This is a genomic window from Fibrobacter sp. UBA3629, assembly GCF_002374005.1.
In the GTDB taxonomy this organism is placed as follows: Bacteria; Fibrobacterota; Fibrobacteria; order Fibrobacterales; family Fibrobacteraceae; genus Fibrobacter.
The window spans coordinates 69,484-90,238 of record NZ_DFLC01000040.1 but is presented as its reverse complement, the minus strand read 5'-3'; the positions used below and the strand labels follow the sequence as shown (position 1 = coordinate 90,238).

12 protein-coding genes are annotated in these 20,755 nt (G+C 51.0%); 9 read left to right on the top strand and 3 right to left on the bottom strand.

All coding sequences use genetic code 11. The annotated features are described in order from the left end of the window. Positions 1-8 precede the first annotated feature (8 nt). On the bottom strand, positions 9-2,615 hold the full coding sequence (locus tag B2310_RS12170) for an NPCBM/NEW2 domain-containing protein (protein ID WP_290732013.1): 2,607 nt from the start codon (positions 2,613-2,615) through the stop codon (positions 9-11). A 147-nt stretch (positions 2,616-2,762) separates the two neighbouring features. Between B2310_RS12170 and B2310_RS12165 the strand changes: the two genes are divergently transcribed. After that, positions 2,763-4,838, top strand: a complete 2,076-nt coding sequence (locus tag B2310_RS12165; RefSeq protein WP_290732011.1) for a transketolase family protein — start codon at positions 2,763-2,765, stop codon at positions 4,836-4,838. Between the two features lie 138 nt (positions 4,839-4,976). After that, entirely contained in the window at positions 4,977-5,516 is a 540-nt protein-coding gene (gene rbr / locus B2310_RS12160; RefSeq protein WP_173366184.1) for a rubrerythrin, read from the top strand. Between the two features lie 176 nt (positions 5,517-5,692). Here the strand turns inward: rbr and B2310_RS12155 are convergent, their stop codons facing one another. Continuing rightward, a complete protein-coding gene (locus B2310_RS12155; RefSeq protein ID WP_290732008.1) occupies positions 5,693-7,186 on the bottom strand; it encodes a carbohydrate binding domain-containing protein in 1,494 nt (497 codons plus the stop codon). A 491-nt stretch (positions 7,187-7,677) separates the two neighbouring features. Between B2310_RS12155 and B2310_RS12150 the strand changes: the two genes are divergently transcribed. The 4 genes from B2310_RS12150 to nudC all read left to right on the top strand — a co-directional run bounded on the left by B2310_RS12150 (position 7,678) and on the right by nudC (position 14,409). Further along, positions 7,678-10,233 (top strand): hypothetical protein, encoded by a 2,556-nt coding sequence (locus tag B2310_RS12150; RefSeq protein ID WP_290732005.1) that lies wholly within the window; start codon positions 7,678-7,680, stop codon positions 10,231-10,233. A gap of 139 nt (positions 10,234-10,372) precedes the next feature. After that, positions 10,373-11,647 carry a saccharopine dehydrogenase family protein gene (locus B2310_RS12145; RefSeq protein ID WP_290732002.1) on the top strand — a complete coding sequence of 425 codons (1,275 nt, stop codon included), beginning with the start codon at positions 10,373-10,375 and terminating at the stop codon, positions 11,645-11,647. Between the two features lie 14 nt (positions 11,648-11,661). Then, positions 11,662-13,560 (top strand): biosynthetic arginine decarboxylase, encoded by a 1,899-nt coding sequence (speA, locus tag B2310_RS12140; RefSeq protein WP_290731999.1) that lies wholly within the window; start codon positions 11,662-11,664, stop codon positions 13,558-13,560. 3 nt (positions 13,561-13,563) lie between these two features. After that, positions 13,564-14,409 (top strand): NAD(+) diphosphatase, encoded by an 846-nt coding sequence (gene nudC / locus B2310_RS12135; RefSeq protein WP_290731996.1) that lies wholly within the window; start codon positions 13,564-13,566, stop codon positions 14,407-14,409. 40 nt (positions 14,410-14,449) lie between these two features. Here nudC and B2310_RS12130 read toward each other — a convergent pair whose 3' ends face one another. After that, positions 14,450-15,433, bottom strand: a complete 984-nt coding sequence (locus tag B2310_RS12130) for an ORF6N domain-containing protein (protein WP_290731993.1) — start codon at positions 15,431-15,433, stop codon at positions 14,450-14,452. A gap of 813 nt (positions 15,434-16,246) precedes the next feature. Here B2310_RS12130 and dcm point away from each other — a divergent pair. From dcm to B2310_RS12115, 3 genes are read left to right on the top strand one after another with little or no spacing between them, the layout of a single operon-like run. Further along, positions 16,247-17,305 (top strand): DNA (cytosine-5-)-methyltransferase, encoded by a 1,059-nt coding sequence (gene dcm, locus B2310_RS12125; protein WP_290731990.1) that lies wholly within the window; start codon positions 16,247-16,249, stop codon positions 17,303-17,305. Further along, complete coding sequence (locus B2310_RS12120; protein WP_290731987.1) at positions 17,302-19,407, top strand: hypothetical protein; 2,106 nt, start codon at positions 17,302-17,304, stop codon at positions 19,405-19,407. Before dcm ends, B2310_RS12120 begins: the two co-directional genes overlap by 4 nt. Then, positions 19,408-20,745, top strand: coding sequence for an LlaJI family restriction endonuclease (locus tag B2310_RS12115; RefSeq protein WP_290731984.1), 1,338 nt, complete (start codon positions 19,408-19,410; stop codon positions 20,743-20,745). The last annotated feature ends 10 nt before the right edge of the window (positions 20,746-20,755 follow it).

Genomic DNA, 20,755 nt, shown 5'->3' with positions numbered 1-20,755 from the left:
AATAGTAATTAAGGAATCAGGACGGGATGGACGAAGTCCACGTGGCTGCAGTCGATGCTCCCCTTGGGTATAGTCTTGAGGGTGAGTTTCTGGACTCCCTCGGTGTTTGCTGATAGCGTGTGGATGATTCCGTTCTGGAATACGGGGCTCGTGGCAAGCACGTTCCCGTCACCGATGATTTGCACCGAAACGCCCTCGCTGCAGAGGCTTTCGTCGTCGAGCCCGAACGATGTGCGGAACGCGCGGTACTTGCCTTCGAGATTGAACGATGTTTCCGAGGCGGCGTGAGTCGAGAATCCTTCGGCGAAGTGCTTGCCGTCGAGAATCATGTCGTGGTTCTCGATGCTCTTGCCCCAGTGGAGTTTGCCCCAGTCCTGGCGGTGCTCGACGAGTATCGACTGCGGAAGGCGAGTTGTCCCCCCGGCATCGTTGAAGTAGTATTTTGAAACATCGGCAAGCTTCGTGCGCTTTTCCGTGTCCGTGACGATGTAGCGGATGGTGTTGTAACCGGGCTGCAATTTGTCATAACCCACCAGAACGTTGTATTCTCCGGGGGCGTAGACTGTATCTTTCAGCAGGAACTTGTCAAGCGTAATCCGGAGTGCCCAGTTCCGGGTCGCTTCTGCCTGTTCCTTGAGCTTGTAATTCAGGAGCAGCGGGGATTCGCTTGGATTTTCCGAGGCACTCTCGCTTGCAGTTACGGCGGCGCTGTCGTTTGCTGCTGTGACCTTGCCCCTCGTGGGTTCAGAAACCTGGATGATGTTCGTGGGGTTGTATTGCTTGCGACCGTTGAACTTCGCGATTTGCACCCAGTAGCTGTTGGTAATCAGGATGTTCTTCACGCCCACGAGGTCCATTTCGCGTTCGAACACATCGCAGGTGGTTGGAATACGGTGCTCTACCGCCTTCTTGTGGTAGGTCTGGCTGTCCCAGCAGTCGAGACCGCGGATGTAGTAGACTTCGCCCTTGTACTTGTCGACAAGCTCATTCAGCTGTTCCGTCGACATCTGGCGCGCCCTGTCATAGTGGATGGAAGAAATCCCGTATCCCACAAAATGCCAGGGACGCCCGTAAATGAAGTAGCGGTCCTTTTGGGGCAGCTCCTTGAGCCAGCCGAGGATTCCGTATTCCTCGGTGGTCAGGTGGTTGTGGTTATACATGATGTTCTTGTTGAAGTCTTCCTTGTAGTGGAATGTCCATGCGCTGAGGACGATGGCGACGATGACCATGCCCGCAAATGCGAGCGGCTTTGCTTCTTTCTTGCTTGCAGATGCTGCGAAATACTCGATGGCGTGCGCGATGGGGAGAGCCCCCACGAAGGCCATGCTGGGCAGCATCACCAGGCTGTAGCGCTGGTTAATCTGGATGCTAAAGTCTCCCGAGACGTTCTCGAGAATCATGTAGGTCTGCACGTGGTAGAGCAAAAGGAACACGAGCGTCCACAGGTAGAACCGGCTGCCCTTTGTGGCGTCGTAGATGGCGCGGAACAGCAGGTAGACTCCGCCGATGGCGAACAGGTAGTTGAAGTAGGTGAGGAACGGGTTCTCGAGTTCGCCGTTTTCCTTGAGGGGGCGGGTCATCTCGATCCAGTTGCGTTTCAGGTCTTCGAGGAAATGTCCGTGGGCTTCAAATTCGCCGCCCTGGAACCCGAATCCCTGGAAGTAGCTGATGGTAAGCAGTGCAGGTACCGAGAACAGCGAGAGCGTCACGAAGAACGTGGGCGCCTTGAAATCCTTCTTGTCGAGGATTTTCGGGAAGGCGAAGAATATGAATGAAAGCAGGCAGAATGCGGTTTCCTGGCGGGTCTGCGCGAAGAACGCGAGGCTGAGGGCGAGGAGCGCCCAGTGCATTACGGTGTTGCGGTCGTAGGCCCACTTGAAAATGAATAGCGAGAGCGCGGAGAGGAAAATGTAGAGCGGTTCCACCGACATGGCGCGGAACTGGAAGAGCACGGTGGGCTGCAGTGCCATGAGTAGGGCTGCGAGGAAGGCGAGCAGGGGCTGGCGCGTCCAGGCGACAATCGCGAGGAACATCAAGAGGAAACTGAGCGGAAGCATCAGGAGCTCGGCGTTGAAAATCCAGTGCAGGTCGGTGCCGAACACGTGCATGCCGAGGTAGTAGAGGAAGGCGAGCCCCTTCGTCTTGAAGCTGTTCGACGTGGCTAAGCACTTGAGGTTGCCGTCTTCGAAAACGCCCTGGTTGCAGGTGCCCGATTCGTGGTTGTAGTACATGTTCTGGGCGACCGACATGAACACGCTTTCGTCGCTTTGGACGCGGTGGCGGGCTTCTATCTGGGTACCCGCGAAGACGGCGATGCCGATGGCCACCGCTATGGCGAGGATGCTGAAAGGTTTTGGCGGGAGGATACCCTTGAACCATTCGCGGAAATCCTTGTTCAGGAACGCGAACAGGATGATGGCGGCCGCGAACTGGAACAGGAACAGCGGGAGGGGGAGGTTCAGGTCGAGCTGGCGGATGATTTCCTTGTGTCCGCCGCTGGGGCGACCGAGAAACCAGATAAGGGCCGGAATGATGAGGGCTATAACCAGGCCGATAAGGCCTGCTGGGTGCAGTAAGTTCTTGAGTGTCAATAGAATAGGATCTTTAATCTTCATGTTGGAAGCCATAATGCTTTTTTCTTGGTTGCTTGCAAAATATAACTTTTTATGTTATCGAACTTTAACGGGGGCATCAAGCCTTGAGAGAAAGCGTAAAAAAAACTACATTTGGCGCGTAAAAATCAACACCCAAGAGGTTTTACCGTGCAAGACTCCCTAGTTACGAAAGCAGCCGACAACGTCCGAATCCTTTCTGCCGCGATGGTGCAGAAGGCGAAGTCCGGGCATCCGGGTGGCGCGATGGGCGCCGCCGACGCCACGACGCTTTTGTTTGCGGAATTTTTGCGCTACGACCCGGACGATCCGGAATGGATGGGCCGCGACCGCTTCTTTATGGACCCGGGCCACATGAGCCCGCTCCTGTACTCCGAGCTCGTGCTCACCGGCCGCCTTACGCTCGACGACGTGAAGAACTTCCGCCAGCTCGGCAGCCGCACTCCCGGCCACCCCGAACTCGACGTGATGCTCGGCATCGAGAACTCCTCGGGCCCGCTCGGCATCGGCCACGGCATCGCACTTGGCGCCGCCATCGCCGAACGCTTCATGGTGGAACGCTTCGGTTCCATCCTCGAGCACAAGACTGTCTGCCTTGTTTCTGACGGCGGCCTCGAAGAAGAAATTGCCTACGGCGTGGGCCGCATCGCGGGCCACCTCAAGCTTTCGAACCTCATCTTCTTCTACGACGCGAACCAGGTGCAGCTCAGTTGCAAGACCGAAGACGTGATGAGCCACGACTTCGTCGGCCAGTACAAGGCATGGGGTTTCCGCGTTATCGAATGCGACGGCAGCAACATCGCCGAACTGCGCAAGGCTTTCAAGGAAGCCTGGGCCGAGAAGGAAAAGCCGACGCTCGTGTACGGTCACACCACGATGGCGAAGGGCGCAGTCGCCGAAGACGGCAAGAGCTACGAAGGCGAAGTTTCTACGCACGGGCAGCCGCTCAACGCTGCCGGTGCTTCCACAACCGCTACGGTCAAGAACCTCGGCGGTAACCCGGACGACCCGTTCCAGGTGTTCGACGACGTGAAGGCGGGCTTCGAGGCTCGTGCGAACGAACTCCGCAAGGAAGTCGCCGAATGGAAGAAGGCCAAGGCCGACTGGGACAAGGCGAATGCCGAGAAGTCCGCGACCCTCAATGAATGGCTCTCCGGCAAGGCTCCGGTGCTCAACCTCTCGAACCTCCCCATCAAGGAAGGGGTCGCTACCCGCGTCACGAGCGGTACGGTTCTCGGCTACCTCGCCGAAAACTTCCACAACATCATTTGCAGTTCCGCCGACCTCTCCAACTCCGACAACACGCAGGCGTTCCTCAACAAGACGGGCATCTTCCGCCCGAACGACTTCAAGGGCGCGTTCGTGCAAGTGGGTGTTGCAGAACTCACGATGGGCGCCATCATGAACGGTATCGCGTTGCAGAAGGGCCTGTTCCCGATTTGCGCCACGTTCTTCGTGTTCAGCGACTTCATGAAGCCCGCTATCCGCATGGCCGCCCTCATGGGCCTGCCCGTCAAGTATGTGTTCACGCACGATAGCTTCCGCGTGGGCGAAGACGGCCCGACGCACCAGCCCATCGAACACGAGACGCAGATCCGCCTGCTCGAAGACCTCACGAAGGAAAACGGCAAGGCCGAAATGCTCGTGCTCCGTCCGGCAGACGCTTTCGAGACTCTCGCCGCCTGGGAAATGGCTTTCGAGAACAACGACAGCCCGACGGCGCTTATCCTTACCCGCCAGGTGGTGAACACGCTCCCCGGCGAAAACCGCTACGAAGCCGCGAAGGCCTGCCGCAAGGGCGCCTACATCGTGAGCGACAATACCGCCGCTGGCACCCACCCGGACCTCACTCTCGTGGCGAACGGTTCCGACGTGCTGCTGGAACACCAGGCCGCTGAACTCCTCCGCGCCGAAGGCAAGGCCGTGCGCGTCGTCTCCATGATCAGCCCGGCTCTCTTCCTCAAGCAGGAAAAAGCTTACCGCGACCAGGTGATTGTGCCGTGGACTCCGGTGTTCGCTCTCTCCAGTGGCCTCCCGGTTCTCTTCGACCGCGTGGTTGGTGGCTTTGGCAAGGCCTGCGGCCTGGAACGCTTCGGCGCATCCGCTCCGGCTAGCGTGCTCGAGAAGGAATTCGGCTACGTGCCCGAGGCGGTCGCCGCGAAGGCCAAGGAATACCTCGCCGAGTTCAAGGCGAACGTTGAAGCCTTCAAGAAGGCGAACGGGTAAATTGTTAAGGCTCGAACCCTGGATATTCTAAATCCATTGCGACCGGATAAAACCGGTCGCTTTTTGTGTGTTGGCGTTCTCGGACAATCCAATAATCTATATTACGATGTAGAGACACAATTCACAAAAGGATACAATATGGCAAACAAGTACGCCGGAACCCAGACCGAAAAGAACCTCCAGGCCGCCTTCGCAGGTGAATCCCAGGCCCGCAACAAGTACACCTACTTCGCCAGCCGTGCTAAGAAGGATGGCTTCGAGCAGATTGCTGAACTCTTCCTCAAGACTGCCGACAACGAGAAGGAACACGCCAAGATGTGGTTCAAGGAACTGGAAGGCATCGGCGATACCGCCGAAAACCTGAAGGCTGCCGCCGATGGCGAGAACTACGAATGGACCGACATGTACGAGGACTTCGCGAAGACCGCCGAGGCCGAAGGCTTCAAGGCTCTCGCCAACAAGTTCCGCATGGTCGCCGCCATCGAAAAGCGCCACGAAGAGCGCTACCGCGCCCTCCTCAAGAACGTGGAGACTGCCGCCGTGTTCGAGAAGAGCGAAGTCAAGGTTTGGGAATGCCGCAACTGCGGCCACATCGTCGTCGGCACCAAGGCTCCGGCTGCATGCCCGGTGTGCGCCCACCCGCAGTCCTTCTTCGAAGTCACTGCTGAAAATTACTAGGAACCGAGCGTCGCAGCGGCATGCTTGCATGCCGATATGACCGAGGTGACGAGTAATGCGCTCTGCGCAAACTACTAATCGAATTCCATTTTAAAACTAGAAAGCCTCGGTTCTAAATGAACCGGGGCTTTTAATTTGTTCGATATCCTTGACTGCGTTTGGCGCGGCTAGGCGCTTTACTTGACCTGCATGTTCAGGAGCTTGACCGTCGAACCCTGCTGCACACGGACCACGTAGCGACCGCTAGGCATTGCCTTGAATGTATGGGCGAAGTTGCCTGCGGCGACCATTTCGCTGTGGCTTTCGATAGTGACGCCCATCATGTCGACAACCTGGACCTTTACGACGCCGGCCTTGGCAACAGCGACCTGCAAGGTATTGCCCTGGAGGGAGGCCTTGAAGCTCGCGCTTGCGACAGCGGGAATGGCCTGGATAGCTTGGGCAGGCAAGGTCCCGACACATTTCACGTTGTCGATTGCCAGGGAGGTCCCGAGATTCGCTGCGGTAAGTTTCTCATCGACCACCCAGGTCAACTTTGAAACCTTGGCCCAGGAGAAGGCTACAATGCTTGTCGGGGCGACATCTGCAACCCATTCAGGCTGGGCCATGGTGGAAACGGTCACCGTCTTCCAGGCGGCAGCGGCACTCTGGTCGGTTGCTACGTGCTCGTATCCGTTGTCGGCCTTGACTCCTGTCACGGAACTGCGCATGTGGTGTCCGGAACCCTTGTAGTCATATTGGATGGCGGTGCAGTTGGCAAGTGTTCCGGCATCGAAGGCGACTTCCATGCCAACGGACGGGTAAGCCGTGTCGCCCGGTGTAATGCCAGAAATGCCCTTCATCTCGATATAGGAGTTGGTGCCTTCCTTTACAATCATATCCCAGGACTGGTTTGCGTCCTGAGTGTTGGTGAAGGATCCGCCGGCCTTGTACAGGTACCAGTAGGCGGTCTTTCCGAGCTTTTCGGCTGTGGTGTTGCCGTCATCGAAGTCATCGATGACAACGGCAGACTTCGGAACGTCGGGTGTGGTGCTGCCGCCACCGACGTAGCCGGCGCAGTTCACATCGTCGATGTAGAGATAGTCGGCTGTCGCTTCGCCCTTGATTTCCCAGGCCAGCTGCACGACGTTCGCCATCTTCAGGGGGATCGTGGTTCCCCAGCCATCTTCCTGGGTGAGCGACGATACGGGGACAGATGCCGTGCTCCAGCTTGCGCTGCCCGCCATGGCTTTCGAGTGCCTGTTGTATTCGGTCAACGCACCTTTTTCGTCGCCGTCCATCACGGCCTTCAGATTGTGGCCCGCCCCCTTATACTTGTACGAAATAGCGGTACAGCCGGAAAGGCCACCCGCGACGTTCAAACCGAGCGTTACGTAGGGGTCGTAGGGGTTGTCGCCCTTGACAAGTTTGATGCCGGTCAAGCCAGCTCCGAATTTTGAACCGCCTGCGGCAGCTTCCGGCAAAACAACGACAAGGCCAAATTCGTCTTCCGTGTTCGTGTAGGACGAAGCACCCTTGTCGTTTTTGTCGTTGAAAGCGTACCAGGCGTCGTTCTTGCCTCCGGTGCTTGCGAGCCCGTTTCCATCTTCGAAATCGTCGATGTTGGCGGTTGTCTGCGCAGATGCCATGGCGGCAGCCGCGCACAGTGTAAATAGGACTTCTTTGTTCATGAAACCTCCGATTAGTTTATGATTAATTTAGTATTCGCTTCCGATTCCATCAAGCATATTGTTGCTTATTGGGGGATAATGCCTTTTTTTAGGGCTGATATTAGGGATTTGTTGGTGAGAAAGATCCTAATAGGGGGGGTGCGCTTGTTCTGCCAGTCATGGCGCTTTGATTGTGGAAAGATATTTTTTTCTTATAATAAAATTTTATAAACAAATAAATGTGGAAGTTTGTTTTTTAGCCGGAATTGTTTTTTATATTTCTGCTCTTATTAAATAACACATAACGTTGTACTAAATACAACAAAGTTGTATGTTAAAAAATCATAGGACTAATAATGAAAAAACAACTTCTAACTATGCTGGCCTGTGCATCCATGGGCTTCGCTCATCAGGTGACGGCAAATATCACGGATGAGTATTCTTATATACCAAACCAGGCGGGTTTGCATTTTCATATCAATAACCCGGAGAATCAGACGCGAAAGGTTCGTATGGCCTACCTGTTCTTTGCTGAAGAGGGGCAAAAGTTCATTATTGACCGCACGCTCGGTTGCGTCGATAAGAACATCAAGGGTATTGACAATGCCATCATAAATCTTAATGACACGGGCAAGGGACGCTACGTCCTCGATGTTATGCTGGATATGCCTCAGGGATCGAAGGATTTCTGCATTCTTCTGAGGAAGAACAATTTTGGAAACTTCAAGGTTGACAGGGACTTCATCGTTAATTGGGACATGGGCGTCGATGGAGAATCCCTTCACTATACATATACGGAAAGTCCACTGGATCATGACTTGACTTACAATTACGTCGCGAAGCCGCGTGCTGTTGACCACCAGCTAAAGAAGAACGAACGCTTTGTGGCAAAGACGATGTATGACGAAAAGACGGAGGGCCTCACCGAAGCAGAGAGGTTCAGGAGTTCTTGGAGCGCGACCTTTAGGGATGTACCCGCCAAGGCTCTTGTCGACCTTAATGTGGAATCTTACGGTGCATACAAGGATACACGCATGCTGATGACCTCCTTCGGCTCGCTGATTGATCAGTTCCATTGGAATGAATCTACGTTCGATGGTCACTATCACTTCTACACGGGCGTCGAAGAACGTGAAATCTTTATTGGTCGCTGCTGGGGCATTGCGGTGTTCAATATGTACAGCTATTTCTTTGGCAACAGGAATACCATAGAAAATGCTATGACCCAGGACGAGATGATTTACAAGGCGAAGGTGGTCTTGGATGGTGGCGACCCGAAAACGGGTGTCTTTAGGCCGAATTTGAGCGAAGGAGAGGATAACAGAACTTCTGCGAAGCTTATCAACGAAATTATGTATGGCGCCAATGCAGTTGTGCACAACCTAAGCAAGGAGCCGCTGAGTGGCGAAAAAGTCTACAACTTGATTAGGGGTAATGATATCCAGAAGGGAAAACCGCTTTTCATTTCTATTAGCACGCCTGCTGGTGGTCATGCGCTGCTGATCGATGGCCTTGCGCTTACGGTTGATGGAAAGAATGATACTCTGGTCCACCTTGTCAATCTTGATAATTTTGGAAGTGAATCGTACATTTATTGGGACGCTCTCAAGAAAATGCTTTCGGGATACGTGACCTATGATACACCGACCGGATTTGCAACGACCGATGCCCTGCATCCTGTTGATCTCGATAGCGATGGCGATGGTGTCGTGGACTTTGATGAATACTATAGGTTCAAGACTAACGAAAACAAGTATAGCACGGCAGGCGACGGAGTTTCGGACTATGACAAGATTTATGCCGAAACGGTCAGCATGGTTATGGATTTTGATGACCCTGGGTGGGTTCGACAGGGATTCCCTGTGGGCGATCCGCAGGATATTCCTGATGACGTTACACTTTATGCCTTGGATTACCTTTCCGTCAATGACAATGTTGCTTGTTTCGACTCTCCCAATGAAAATTTGACGAAGAAAGATAATATTTCCTTTGGTTGCAAGGTTGCTTCGGAAGGAACAAGAAAGATAAATACGGTCAACGAAGGTTCTCGTGCGTTTGTCAAGGCTATTTATAGCAAGGGCGGAGTCCTTATTCGTGACAAGGCCCAGGTTGGCAATGTCGCTATGTTTGTTTCGGATAGGGATTACTATGGCGTGACCATCCAGGGCAATGCAGCGGACTACCAGAAGCGTATTTTCTACCCGAATCCTGCTACCTGGCCGTTCAAAGTGAAAAAGAATGTCGAGTCTATAGACGGCATGATTAGCTACCAGCAGAAGATTGTCAAGAATGGTGAGACGTTTACCATTTCTGGCGAAGAAGGTCATAACAACTTTGGATTCCTTAAGGTGGAAGGCGGTGGTAAACTTATCATCGGGACCGGTGAAATCTATGTTGGCAATATCCAGCTCGAATCGGGTTCGACCTTTATGTTCGAACATCCTTCTTACGAGACGGTTCTCCATCTGAACGGCAACGTCATCTGGCGTGGTAAGTATGTGGAAAATGAGTCTGTTGAAGTTCGTTTCCAGTCTATGTCCAATGCGGTGGCGCGTGGTTTCAAGTTGATTCAGCACAGCAACAACGAAATGGATATCAGCTCGGTGTGGCATGGTACGATTATCGCTCCTTATAGCAAGGTCGTGCTGGGACAGCCTTCCGGCGCGAAGAAGATTTTTGGCCAGGTTCTTGCGAAGGAAGTGATTGTCCACCAGAATAGCTTTGTCTACCATGTTGCTTACTCGCCTAACGATCCTGCAAGGCTCCTTGCGAAGAAGCGTGGCGAAGAAATCAAGGTTGAAAAGCCTGTGGCGTCGCCGGTGGCTTCTAACGTGAAGATTATGAGTATTTCTCGTGACGAGATTGGCCTTGCGGTGACCAAGCCGGGTCGCTACAATGTTTCCGTCATGAAAACGAATGGTTCCGTGGTTGCCTCCTTCTCGGTGGATAGGGGCATGCCGGGTGCCGAGTCGGTGAGGTGGAGTGCTGAGGGTATTCCGAACGGAACATACATCCTTGCAATCAAGCACGAAGGAAAGGTCAGCTCGAAACTCTTTGTGCTGAAGTAAAAAAGACCGTTCTCTTACTTCAATTTCAAACCGGGTTTTGCAAACCCGGTTTTCTTTTTCCTAAATTTATCAAGCTAACATTCACCACCGGGATCGCCATCCCGATGGATTAACTCTTAACGTGAGGAATAAACAAAAAATGGCAAGAGCATTGATTATCGGTTGTGGCGCTGTCGCCACGGTTGCTATCAAGAAGTGCTGCACGGCAAGCGAAGTGTTCAGCGAAATCTGCATCGCTAGCCGCCACCGCGAAAACTGCGAGAAGCTGGCACAGGAACTGCGCCCGAACACGAAGACGGTCATCACGACTGCCGCCGTGGATGCAGACAAGGCCGAAAATGTCTCTAAGCTCATCAAGGAATACAAGCCCGACCTGGTGATGAACATCGCGCTCCCGTACCAGGACCTCGCCATCATGGACGCCTGCCTCGAATGCGGCGTGAACTACATGGATACGGCGAACTACGAGCCCGAAAACATCGACGATCCGGAATGGCGCAAGGTCTACGACAAGCGCTGCAAGGAACAGGGCTTCAGCGCCTACTTCGACTACAGCTGGCAGTGGGCTTACAAGGAAAAGTTTGAAAAGGCCGGCCTCACGGCGCTGCTCGGTTCCGGCTTTGACCCAGGTGTTTCCCAGGCCTACTGCGCCTACGCCCTCAAGCACCAGTTCGATACCATCGAAGAAATCGACATCCTCGACTGCAACGGCGGCGATCACGGCTACAAGTTTGCCACCAACTTTAACCCCGAAATCAACCTGCGCGAAGTTTCTGCTCCGGGTAGCTACTGGGACACCGACGAAAACGGCAAGGGCCACTGGGTCGAAATCCCGGCCATGAGCATCAAGCGCGAATACGTGTTTGACGAAGTGGGCAAGAAGGACATGTATCTGCTGCACCACGAAGAAATCGAATCCCTGGCCCAGAACATCCCGGGCGTCAAGCGCATCCGCTTCTTCATGACGTTTGGCCAGAGCTACCTCGACCACATGCGCTGCCTCGAAGACGTGGGCATGCTCAGCACGCAGCCGATCAAGTTCCAGGGTCAGGACATCGTGCCTATCCAGTTCCTCAAGGCGCTCCTCCCGGACCCGGCAAGCCTCGGCCCCCGCACCGTGGGCAAGACGAACATCGGTTGCATTTTCAAGGGCACCAAGGACGGCAAGCTGAAGACCTACTACCTCTACAACGTTTGCGACCATCAGGAATGCTACAAGGAACTGGGCAGCCAGGCGATTGCCTACACGACTGGCGTTCCGGCTATGTGCGGCGCCATGATGGTGCTCACCGGCAAGTGGAACAAGCCGGGCGTACATACCGTGGAAGAATTCGACCCGGATCCGTTCATGGAAGCCCTCACCAAGTACGGCCTCCCGTGGAAGGAAAACTTCAACCCTGTTCTCGTTGACTAGAGAGACTCAGAGCAATGAAAAAATGGCGCATTGACGATTCCCGTGACTTGTACAACGTCAAGGGTTGGGGCGTGAACTTCTTCGACATCAACGAGAAGGGCCACGCAACGGTTCACCCGCTCAAGGAAGGCGGCCCGGACATTGACCTTTACGAGTTGGTGCAGGAACTTTCGCTCCGCGACGTCTCCACCCCGATGCTGCTTCGCTTCCCGGATATCCTGGACAGCCGCATCGAGAAGATCAACGAGTGCTTCAACAAGTCCCGCACGGAATATGGTTTCAACGGGAGCTACTACAGCATTTTCCCGATCAAGGTGAACCAGCAACGCGCCGTGCTCGAAGAAATCGTCAGTCACGGCAAAAAATACAACATCGGTCTCGAGGCCGGTTCCAAGCCGGAACTGCATGCGGTGCTCGCGAATATGGACAATCCTGATTCGCTGATTATCTGCAACGGCTACAAGGACGAGGACTTCATTGAACTTGCCCTCCTCGCGCAGAAGATGGGCAAGAAGATTTTCATCGTCGTCGAGAAGATGAACGAACTCCACCTGGTGGTGGAACTTTCTCGCCGTATCGGCGTGCGCCCGAACATCGGCATCCGCATCAAGCTCGCCAGCTCCGGCAGCGGCAAGTGGGAAGAATCTGGCGGATACCACAGCAAGTTCGGCCTCAACAGTTCCGAACTGCTAGAAGCGCTGGACTACATCAAGCAGGAGAAGATGGAAGACTGCATGAAGCTCATCCACTTCCACTTGGGTAGCCAGATTACCAACATTCGCCACATCAAATCGGGCCTGCGCGAAGTCTCGCAGTTCTACGTGCAGATTCGCAAGATGGGCATGAGCCTTGAATTCGTGGACGTGGGCGGTGGTCTCGGTGTGGATTACGACGGCACCCGCAGTTCCAATGCGAGCTCGGTGAACTACTCCATCCAGGAATACGCGAACGACGTGGTGTATGCCATGTACGAAGCCTGTGAAAACGGGGACGTGCCGCACCCGAACATCATTGCGGAATCGGGCCGTGCTCTTGCGGCGCACCATTCCATTTTGGTGTTCAACGTGCTGGAAACCGCCGGCCAGGCGTTCTTCGACGAGAATACGCACGAGATTGACGACGACGCTCCCGATGCATTGAAGGATTTGTACGGCATCTACAAGGGGCTCACCCCGAAGAACCTGCTCGAAAGCTGGCACGATGCCATCCAGCTGAACGATGACGTTCTGAACGGTTTCAAGGTGGGCGATTACGACCTGCCGACGCGCGCCATGTGCGAACGCCTGTTCTGGAGCATCGTGCGCAAGGTGGACCAGCTGGCGAAGGACTTGCGCCATCCGCCTTACGAACTCAGCGAACTCCCGCGCCTGCTCGCGCAGAAGTACTTCTGCAACTTCAGTTTGTTCCAGAGCCTGCCTGACAGCTGGGGCGTGGACCAGGTTTTCCCGCTCATGCCTATCCAGCGCCTGAACGAGGAACCGACGGTAGAAACCACCCTCCAGGATGTCACTTGCGACTCCGACGGAAAGATCGACATGTTCGTCCGTGGTGGCGATGTGAGCCGCACGCTCCCGCTGCATGAACTCAAGAATGGCGAACCGTACTACATCGCGGTCTACCTCGTGGGCGCCTACCAGGAAATCCTCGGTGACCTGCACAACCTCTTTGGCGATACGAACGCAGTCCATATCGTTTGCAACGACAAGGGCGGCTACGAAATCGACAAGGTGATTGACGGCGAATCTGTGGAAGACGTGCTCGATTACGTGAACTTCAGCGACAAGGCCCTTGTGCGCACCATGGAAAACTGGGTGTCGCGCTCCGTGAAGGAAGGGAAGATTAGCCTGCAAGAAGGCAAGGAATTCCTGAACATCTATCGCGGCGGCCTTTACGGGTACACGTATCTGGAATAAACCGTGATTCACGAAATTGCCCCGCACATTTTAAAAAACGAGTTCCGGGTTCAAAGCCCGAAACCGTCGGATTTTCTTGTTGTCTTTTTCGGGGATAAGAGCCTTCTCAAAAAGAACGGTGATTCCTTTGAAATTCCTAGGGTAGAAGACTTCAATCAGGGGAATATCCCGTGCCATTACCTTTTCAGCATTGACGATACGGCGTATTTCCTGGCGGATTTAAGCATTTCGAAGGAACTGGTGGAATCCGCGTCGGACGATTATGTCCTTTGCCCGGCACGCACGTACCGCTACATGGGCGATCCGCTCTTGCGCATGGGTGGCGCTACCGCCGCGCACATCGCTCACTGGGAATCGCTCAACAGGTTCTGCGGCCGCTGCGGAAGCGAGATGACCCGTAGCGAAAAGGAACGCGCGGTAGTTTGTCCTAAATGCAGGAACACCGTGTACCCGCGCATCTCTCCGGTCGTGATTGTGGCCGTCCGCAATGGCGACAAACTCCTGATGGCCCACAACATCGACAATCCGAACCCGAGGCTTTTCTTGATTTCTGGCTTCGTGGAAGTGGGCGAGAGCCTTGAACAGGCCGTGCACCGCGAAGTCATGGAAGAGGCGGGCCTCCGCGTGAAAAATATCCGCTATTTCGGGAGCCAGCCGTGGCCCTTCAGCGACTCGCTTATCGCGGGCTTCACTGCTGAACTCGATGGCGACGACACCATCCATATGCAAAAAGAAGAACTCTCCGAAGCCATGTGGGTCAAGCGCGAAGACATTACCGAATACGAGACCGATGTGAGCATCAGCTGCTGCCTCATCGAGAACTTCCGGCGGGGATTTACGCTGGAGTAACGCCCGCAGAATCCTAATCTGCGTTGTTACCTTGTAACGCCTAGCTTTCTTTTTCTGCCTGAATTTTCTGCGATTCCTTCAGCACTTCGTCCAACGTAAAATCTTCTTGCGTAAAGAAGAACGTATTCTTGCCAAGGTCCTTGAGCGAAGCCCCGAAGTGGTAGGCTGTATCGTCTATGAACAAGAATCGGTCGTGCATTCCGTAACTAGGCAGGACTTGCATCGGGCTGTCGGGATATTGTTCGTTGTAAGTCGCCAAGTCCACCTCAAGAACCTTGCTCTTGTCGTAGGTGTAAATAGTCACGGAAACGCCTTTTTCCCGCTTGAGCATCATCGTCAAGGTTTTCTCGTTTACATATCTATCGACCAGCACAATTCTCTTTTTGGCCTGGCGAATCAGGTTGCAGACAAATACATAGGCATCGAACTCCTGGTTGTTATAAAATAAACCCTTGGATTTGAGCTCGCCACGGTCCATCGCCTCGAACAGTTCGTCAAATTTACGGTCATGGTCAAGCAGATGCTCGTCATGACCTGTCAAGCGGTCGTCCTGTTCCAGATCCTTTGCTTCCACGTTTGAAAGCCGGTTGACGAGGCCTCCGTTACCCATCATAAGGTGACGCAATTGCACGAAAGCCCGCATGATGGCGATGTTGACCTTGATTGCAGACTCACTTTTTAGAACCGAAGACAGCATCGCAACGCCTTGTTCGGTAAAAGCTAAAGAACGGTATTTTGTGTGCTTTCCCTTTAAATTTTGCCCCTTTTTTTCTAAGGTCGCATTTTGCGACCTTAGAAGTTGCGATTCCTCTAGAGAGAGTTGTATGCAAAAATCTTCGGGAAAACGCTCAATATTGCGCTTTACCTGCTCATTTATACGCTTCGTTTCCACCCCGTAAAGCATCGCCAAATCGCGGTCAAGCAGCACTTGCTTGTCACGAATGACTCGAATCATCTTTTCTACGCCCGACTCCATGAGCGGATTAGGTGCGAGATTATCCGTTTTTTCGGTCTTTCTAGCCATCTTCTACTCCAATCCGCCTACAAGCAAAAAAAGGCGGGGTAAAGTGTTCTCGATACAAATATACATTCCTCGTATGTCATATTATGACAATCGGCGATTTTCGCGGAAATTTTGGCAATTTTGAGGAAAATTGACCCCTGCAGGCGGTTGAATTCTGCGTTTTTACGCTTTTTTCTCGCCTTCCGGGCGAGGCGACATCTTTTGACAGCGGAATAATCTATATTTTGAATGAAAATAGAGTTTTTGCTCTTGTTCTCCGGCTGAAAACTAGACACTTTCACGAACATGGAGAATAAGGCGAACGCTCACGTCTGCGACCGGCGTATGCCTGCCGCATCGTTTTGCTACATGGTCTATTGTTTAAATAGCAGTTTGCCTGTATGCAAGCGGCCTTTTGGGGCGTGAGTTGTTTGTGCTTATTGTGTTCGGGCAGTCTAGGCCTTCAGTCGGTAAGTGCATTCAACTCCACGCCTTTTTTATATCCAGAAAAAGCTTGGAAGTGTCTGCAAGAACGAGGGCGAACGCTCGCTGAGTATCGCTCTTGTTCTTCGACTGAAAACTAGACACTTTCAAACACAAAGAATAAGACAATGACTCGCCATCGCCCGTGGATTGCATGGGCGTAGTGTACCCTGGGCGTACTGTATCCGCTCGGGTTTTTGCGGGTGTATTGTATTCTTTTGAAAATGTCGCGCTTTTAGGCGAGGAGTGAGTCGGCTCCCCGCCTTTTCTTTTTGTCCGCACCCCGGCCAAGCGAAACGGCCAGAACCGCTCCCGTGAGAGTGAACTCGTTCACTTTCAACACGGAGCGATATGGCCCAGACTCGACAGAAGAAGAATGTAATCAGGGTTTTTGAAGGCTTTGCTGGTTATGGTGGAGCATCCTTTGGATTGAAAAGAGCAAAAAAAGCTTTGACGAATTTTGATTACACTGTTGTTGGTTATTCAGAGTTCGATAAATACGCTTCGAAGTTATTTGATGCGAATCATCGTGACGTGAAAGGAAACCCTATAAAGAATTGGGGCGACATCACACAGATTGACCCTAATGAATTGCCTGATTTTGATTTGTTTACAGGCGGTTTTCCTTGCCAGCCATTCTCTTCCGCAGGAATGCAATTGGGAACCGAAGATCCCTATGGTCGAGGGGCAATGCTTGGACATATCATTCGAATATGTCGAGTAAAAAAGCCGAAGTACATCCTTTTAGAAAATGTTAAAGGCTTTACTTCTGGAAAGTTTAAGCCCATCCATGATCAACTTGTAAAAGACTTGATTGAAATGGGATATGGCACGACGGAAGAAAACACATTGGCAAAGGTTGTTCTGAACTCGAAGGATTATGGGGTTCCGCAAAATAGAGAGCGCCTTTGGATGTTCGCTCGGTTAGGAGGACTACCAGAAAACTTTGAAATAAAGCCTCCAGAAATCCAAAGTGATTTGAAAATGGCAGATTTCTTAGACAATTCCCCTGAGAAATTTCTTTATCTGTCGGATGATCAAATTGCTCATTTGAAGGTGAAACATCACATTGATTCTTTTGTCGTAAAAACGCCGTTGTGTTTTGATGTGTATAACAAGAAAATCAAGAAAGATGGGTACAGCATAACAATTACTCAGCCTGAACATAATAGTCTTCGTGTTATTGAACCTCCCAAAAAGTCTGGCAAAGACAAAGGCAAGGAAATAGTTCGAAAGATGTCTGTTCATGAGCAATTTCGTCTGATGGGTTTTGATATATCTCGTGATAAAAAGAATTGCGAAATCAATTTTGACGGACAATCGTATTCGCAGTTGTCTAAAAGAGCAGGCAACGGCTGGGACGTAAACATTGTCGGAATTTTAATCGCTCACATTTGGAGGCAATTATGAGATTGGATCAAGGATCGCTGATATTCACGCCTAGGAATGGCGAATGTCCGTCTTGGGAAACTGCTCTTGGGCAATCTCACGAAGGAAGTGGAGACTTGCCTCCGTATCACTTTAAGGCCGAAGGGTATGAAAATCTGTTAAAGGGAATGTTTTTTAATTCCATTCCATTGGCAGAGGTGTCGTGTATTTTGGGAAAACAAAAATTTTTTGTAACGGCGAGTGAATCTTATAAGAGTTCGCAAAATCAAGAAATTCAGCTGGCAAGTAGGTTTGACACGATTGTTGTACGTTGTGAAAATGAAGTAAAAACATTTCGTGACATACCAATCATACTTTTGTTTACAAAAATTCAGGACGAGAATAAGTTTCATTTTGGAAGACGTTCCATAAAGTATTCACCTCATACAAGTGTTGGACTATCAACCAAAAATTCAGATTCTTTTGAACGAATTCAGAAACATTTTAACACTAGGCTTACATGTTATGGTCTTTTTGTAGACCATTTTGATACCCTAAATTTCTATTGCGTAGATGCAGATTCTAATTATAATAAAGAACAGTGGAAAAGCCTTAGGTTGCCAGAAACTGAATGGACTGATTGGGCTTCGTGGGAAATCAAAGAGCGCGAAAAATACGATTTTCAGAAATATTTGGAATTTCCAATTTTTGACGAATCATTTGTTCATGGATTAAATAACGAGCAAATAATTCAGAAAATGGCAACAATTTTGCGTCAAGAATGGGTGGAAAATGGATACCCTGGGGTACATTATTTTGGATTTAAATACTCAAAAGTACTTAAGCAAATCAAAGCCTCTCCCGCAGAAATTATAAAATGGGCTAATGAGCATAATACAGATAATCGCATTCCAACAACATATAATGGCGAAATATCCAAAACGATAAAGGTTTTCGAGTGTGCAGAAAAAGATAACGATGTCAAAGTCGCTTATCATGGAACGGCTGATGTGAATGAAAATTCAGCGAATCATATTGTAGACAATCTAAATAAATTAGAAAATAGTCATCAGACATTGCCGATTCCAAATTTCACCCCCACCCAAATTATCTATTATGGTGTTCCGGGGTGCGGAAAGAGCCATACGATTACCACAATGCTGAAGGATGAAAAGGTTAAAGACCCGACATTCAGCGAAGAAAATCAAGTCGTCCGCACCACATTCCACCCCGAATACACCAACGCCGACTTTATCGGTCAAATCCTTCCCGAAGTTCATGAGGACTCTCAGGGAAAATCCGTTGTGGAGTACAAGTTCAAACCGGGACCTTTTGCAAAGATTTTGAAGCAGGCTTTGCACAATCCGAGCAGACCGTTCTACCTCGTTATTGAAGAAATCAACCGCGGAAATGCCGCAGCCATTTTTGGCGATGTATTCCAACTTCTGGACCGTCTGAAAAATGGAGATACATCAAAGGAACCTGTCGGGACAGATGGTTTCGAAAATCATTACGGAAAAGGCTGGAGCGAATATTTCGTCATGAATGCTGATGTCAACGCTTACATCCGTGACGTAAAAGGCGATGATGAACTCGATACAAAATCAATTGATGTTTCAGGAATCCATTTCTCGTCTAGCACGGGGCTGCGCCTCCCGCCAAACCTTTCCATCTACGCAACGATGAATACCAGCGACCAGAATGTGTTTACGCTCGATAACGCATTCCAGCGCCGTTGGGATATGGAACTTGTTCCGAATATCTGCAAATGGAATGATGAAGACCATAAGAATCAAGCTAAGTCTAAAATCGGCGATACTGATATTCGTTGGGAAACTTTCCGCAAAGCGATAAATAGCGAAATCTCCGATGGAGACTTTTTCAATGCCGATGACAAGCAGTTGGGACTGTTCTTTATTGAAGCCGAAGGCGAAAAAATCGATGGGAAAAAGTTTGCAAACAAGGTCTTGAAATACCTGTGGGCAGATGTTTTCAAGCGCGATACCGGAAAAATTTTCAAATCCGAAAACTTGAGCGGCGTAGTGGAGAATTTTACAGGTACAGATGCGTTCGACAAGGTGTTTGTTGAAGATTTTGCTCAATCGCTGAAAAACGCCAACGATGAAATAAAGAACCACGAGTAAATGAACGGATTGCGAATCACTGTCGCCGAAAAGGGTTCGGACTTTGTCGGCTTGAATATCACGCCTGATGCCAGATGCGTGACGTTCCCTATGGGTTTCTCGATTACATCAAGTGATAACGTCGAAATCACGCCAACCCTTCGTTCCGAAATTCTTTTACTAGTTCGTAAAATTAGCGACTGCGAAAAATTGCAGGGCGAACGGGTTTGCCGCATAAACAAGAACGACCTGCGTCACGATTTCCCTATTGGCAGCATCCTGTTCCTGATAGAAGACTTCCTTAATCGCGGTTCCTATTACACCGAAAAAGAAAAAATCATGGGCGATGGCCTGCCCGGGAAAATTTCCTGGAGCGGCACCATCAAAAGAATCAAGCCGATTGTTTCTGAACGCGGCATCGCGTTCCTTGATTTTATCGTCCACAAGAGCCGCATAAAGCAGGACCGCCTCATTACGGAACTGCACAAGTATTGCGTTTACAAGTCATTTGAACTATTGGGATTCCTCTATACGGCGGCGATGCCGGATCAAGGACTTATTAACGAAGCGGATGTCAAGAAGAACAGGGCCTATTACGTCAGTTTTCTGGACTCAAAAATTTCGGAAACCCATCTAGAGCAGAACGCCGAACTCTTCGTTCACATGAAAAACGTTATCCAGAATTTCGACAGCGAAGACACAATAAGTTCTGCAACTTACGGGACAAATTCTTTCCATACGGTATGGGAAAGCATGGTTAACGAAGTGTATGGAACGGTGAGCCGCTCGGAAATGGAAAGATTCTACTATCCTAAATCAAGGTGGGTGTGGTCGAGCGGAGAAAGGTTGAAATGCAATGCACCTCTCCGGCCCGACACGATAATGATTGACGATAGCACAGGGGTTAAGCGTTGTTTTATTCTTGATTCTAAATACTATTCGTACGCAGCGATGAAAATTGACGGCGCAGATGTGTCCGAAGATAATTCGCAGGTTTCTGTCGCAGACCATGGCTCTATCCCCGGAACGGATTCCATACAAAAGCAAATCACTTACGCTGAATTTATAGACAAGTCACGAACACGACCTACGAATAAATGCCCGGAAAAATACAAGTTTGATCCAGACAAGATTTTCAACGTATTTATTTTACCGGGAAATGTGCCGGACGGCAACGGCATCAAATACATCGGTTACGCCGAAGCCGATTGGAATACGCAAGCCACGGAAGGCTATAGAAAAATCTACGGATTTCTTTTGGATACCAAAACCGTGATGCGAAAGCAAATTTCGTCATCAACCTCTAGGCGGATGTTGATTGACTACATTTTAAGCGTCGTTCACGAACAGGGTGCTTGAACTGTATATT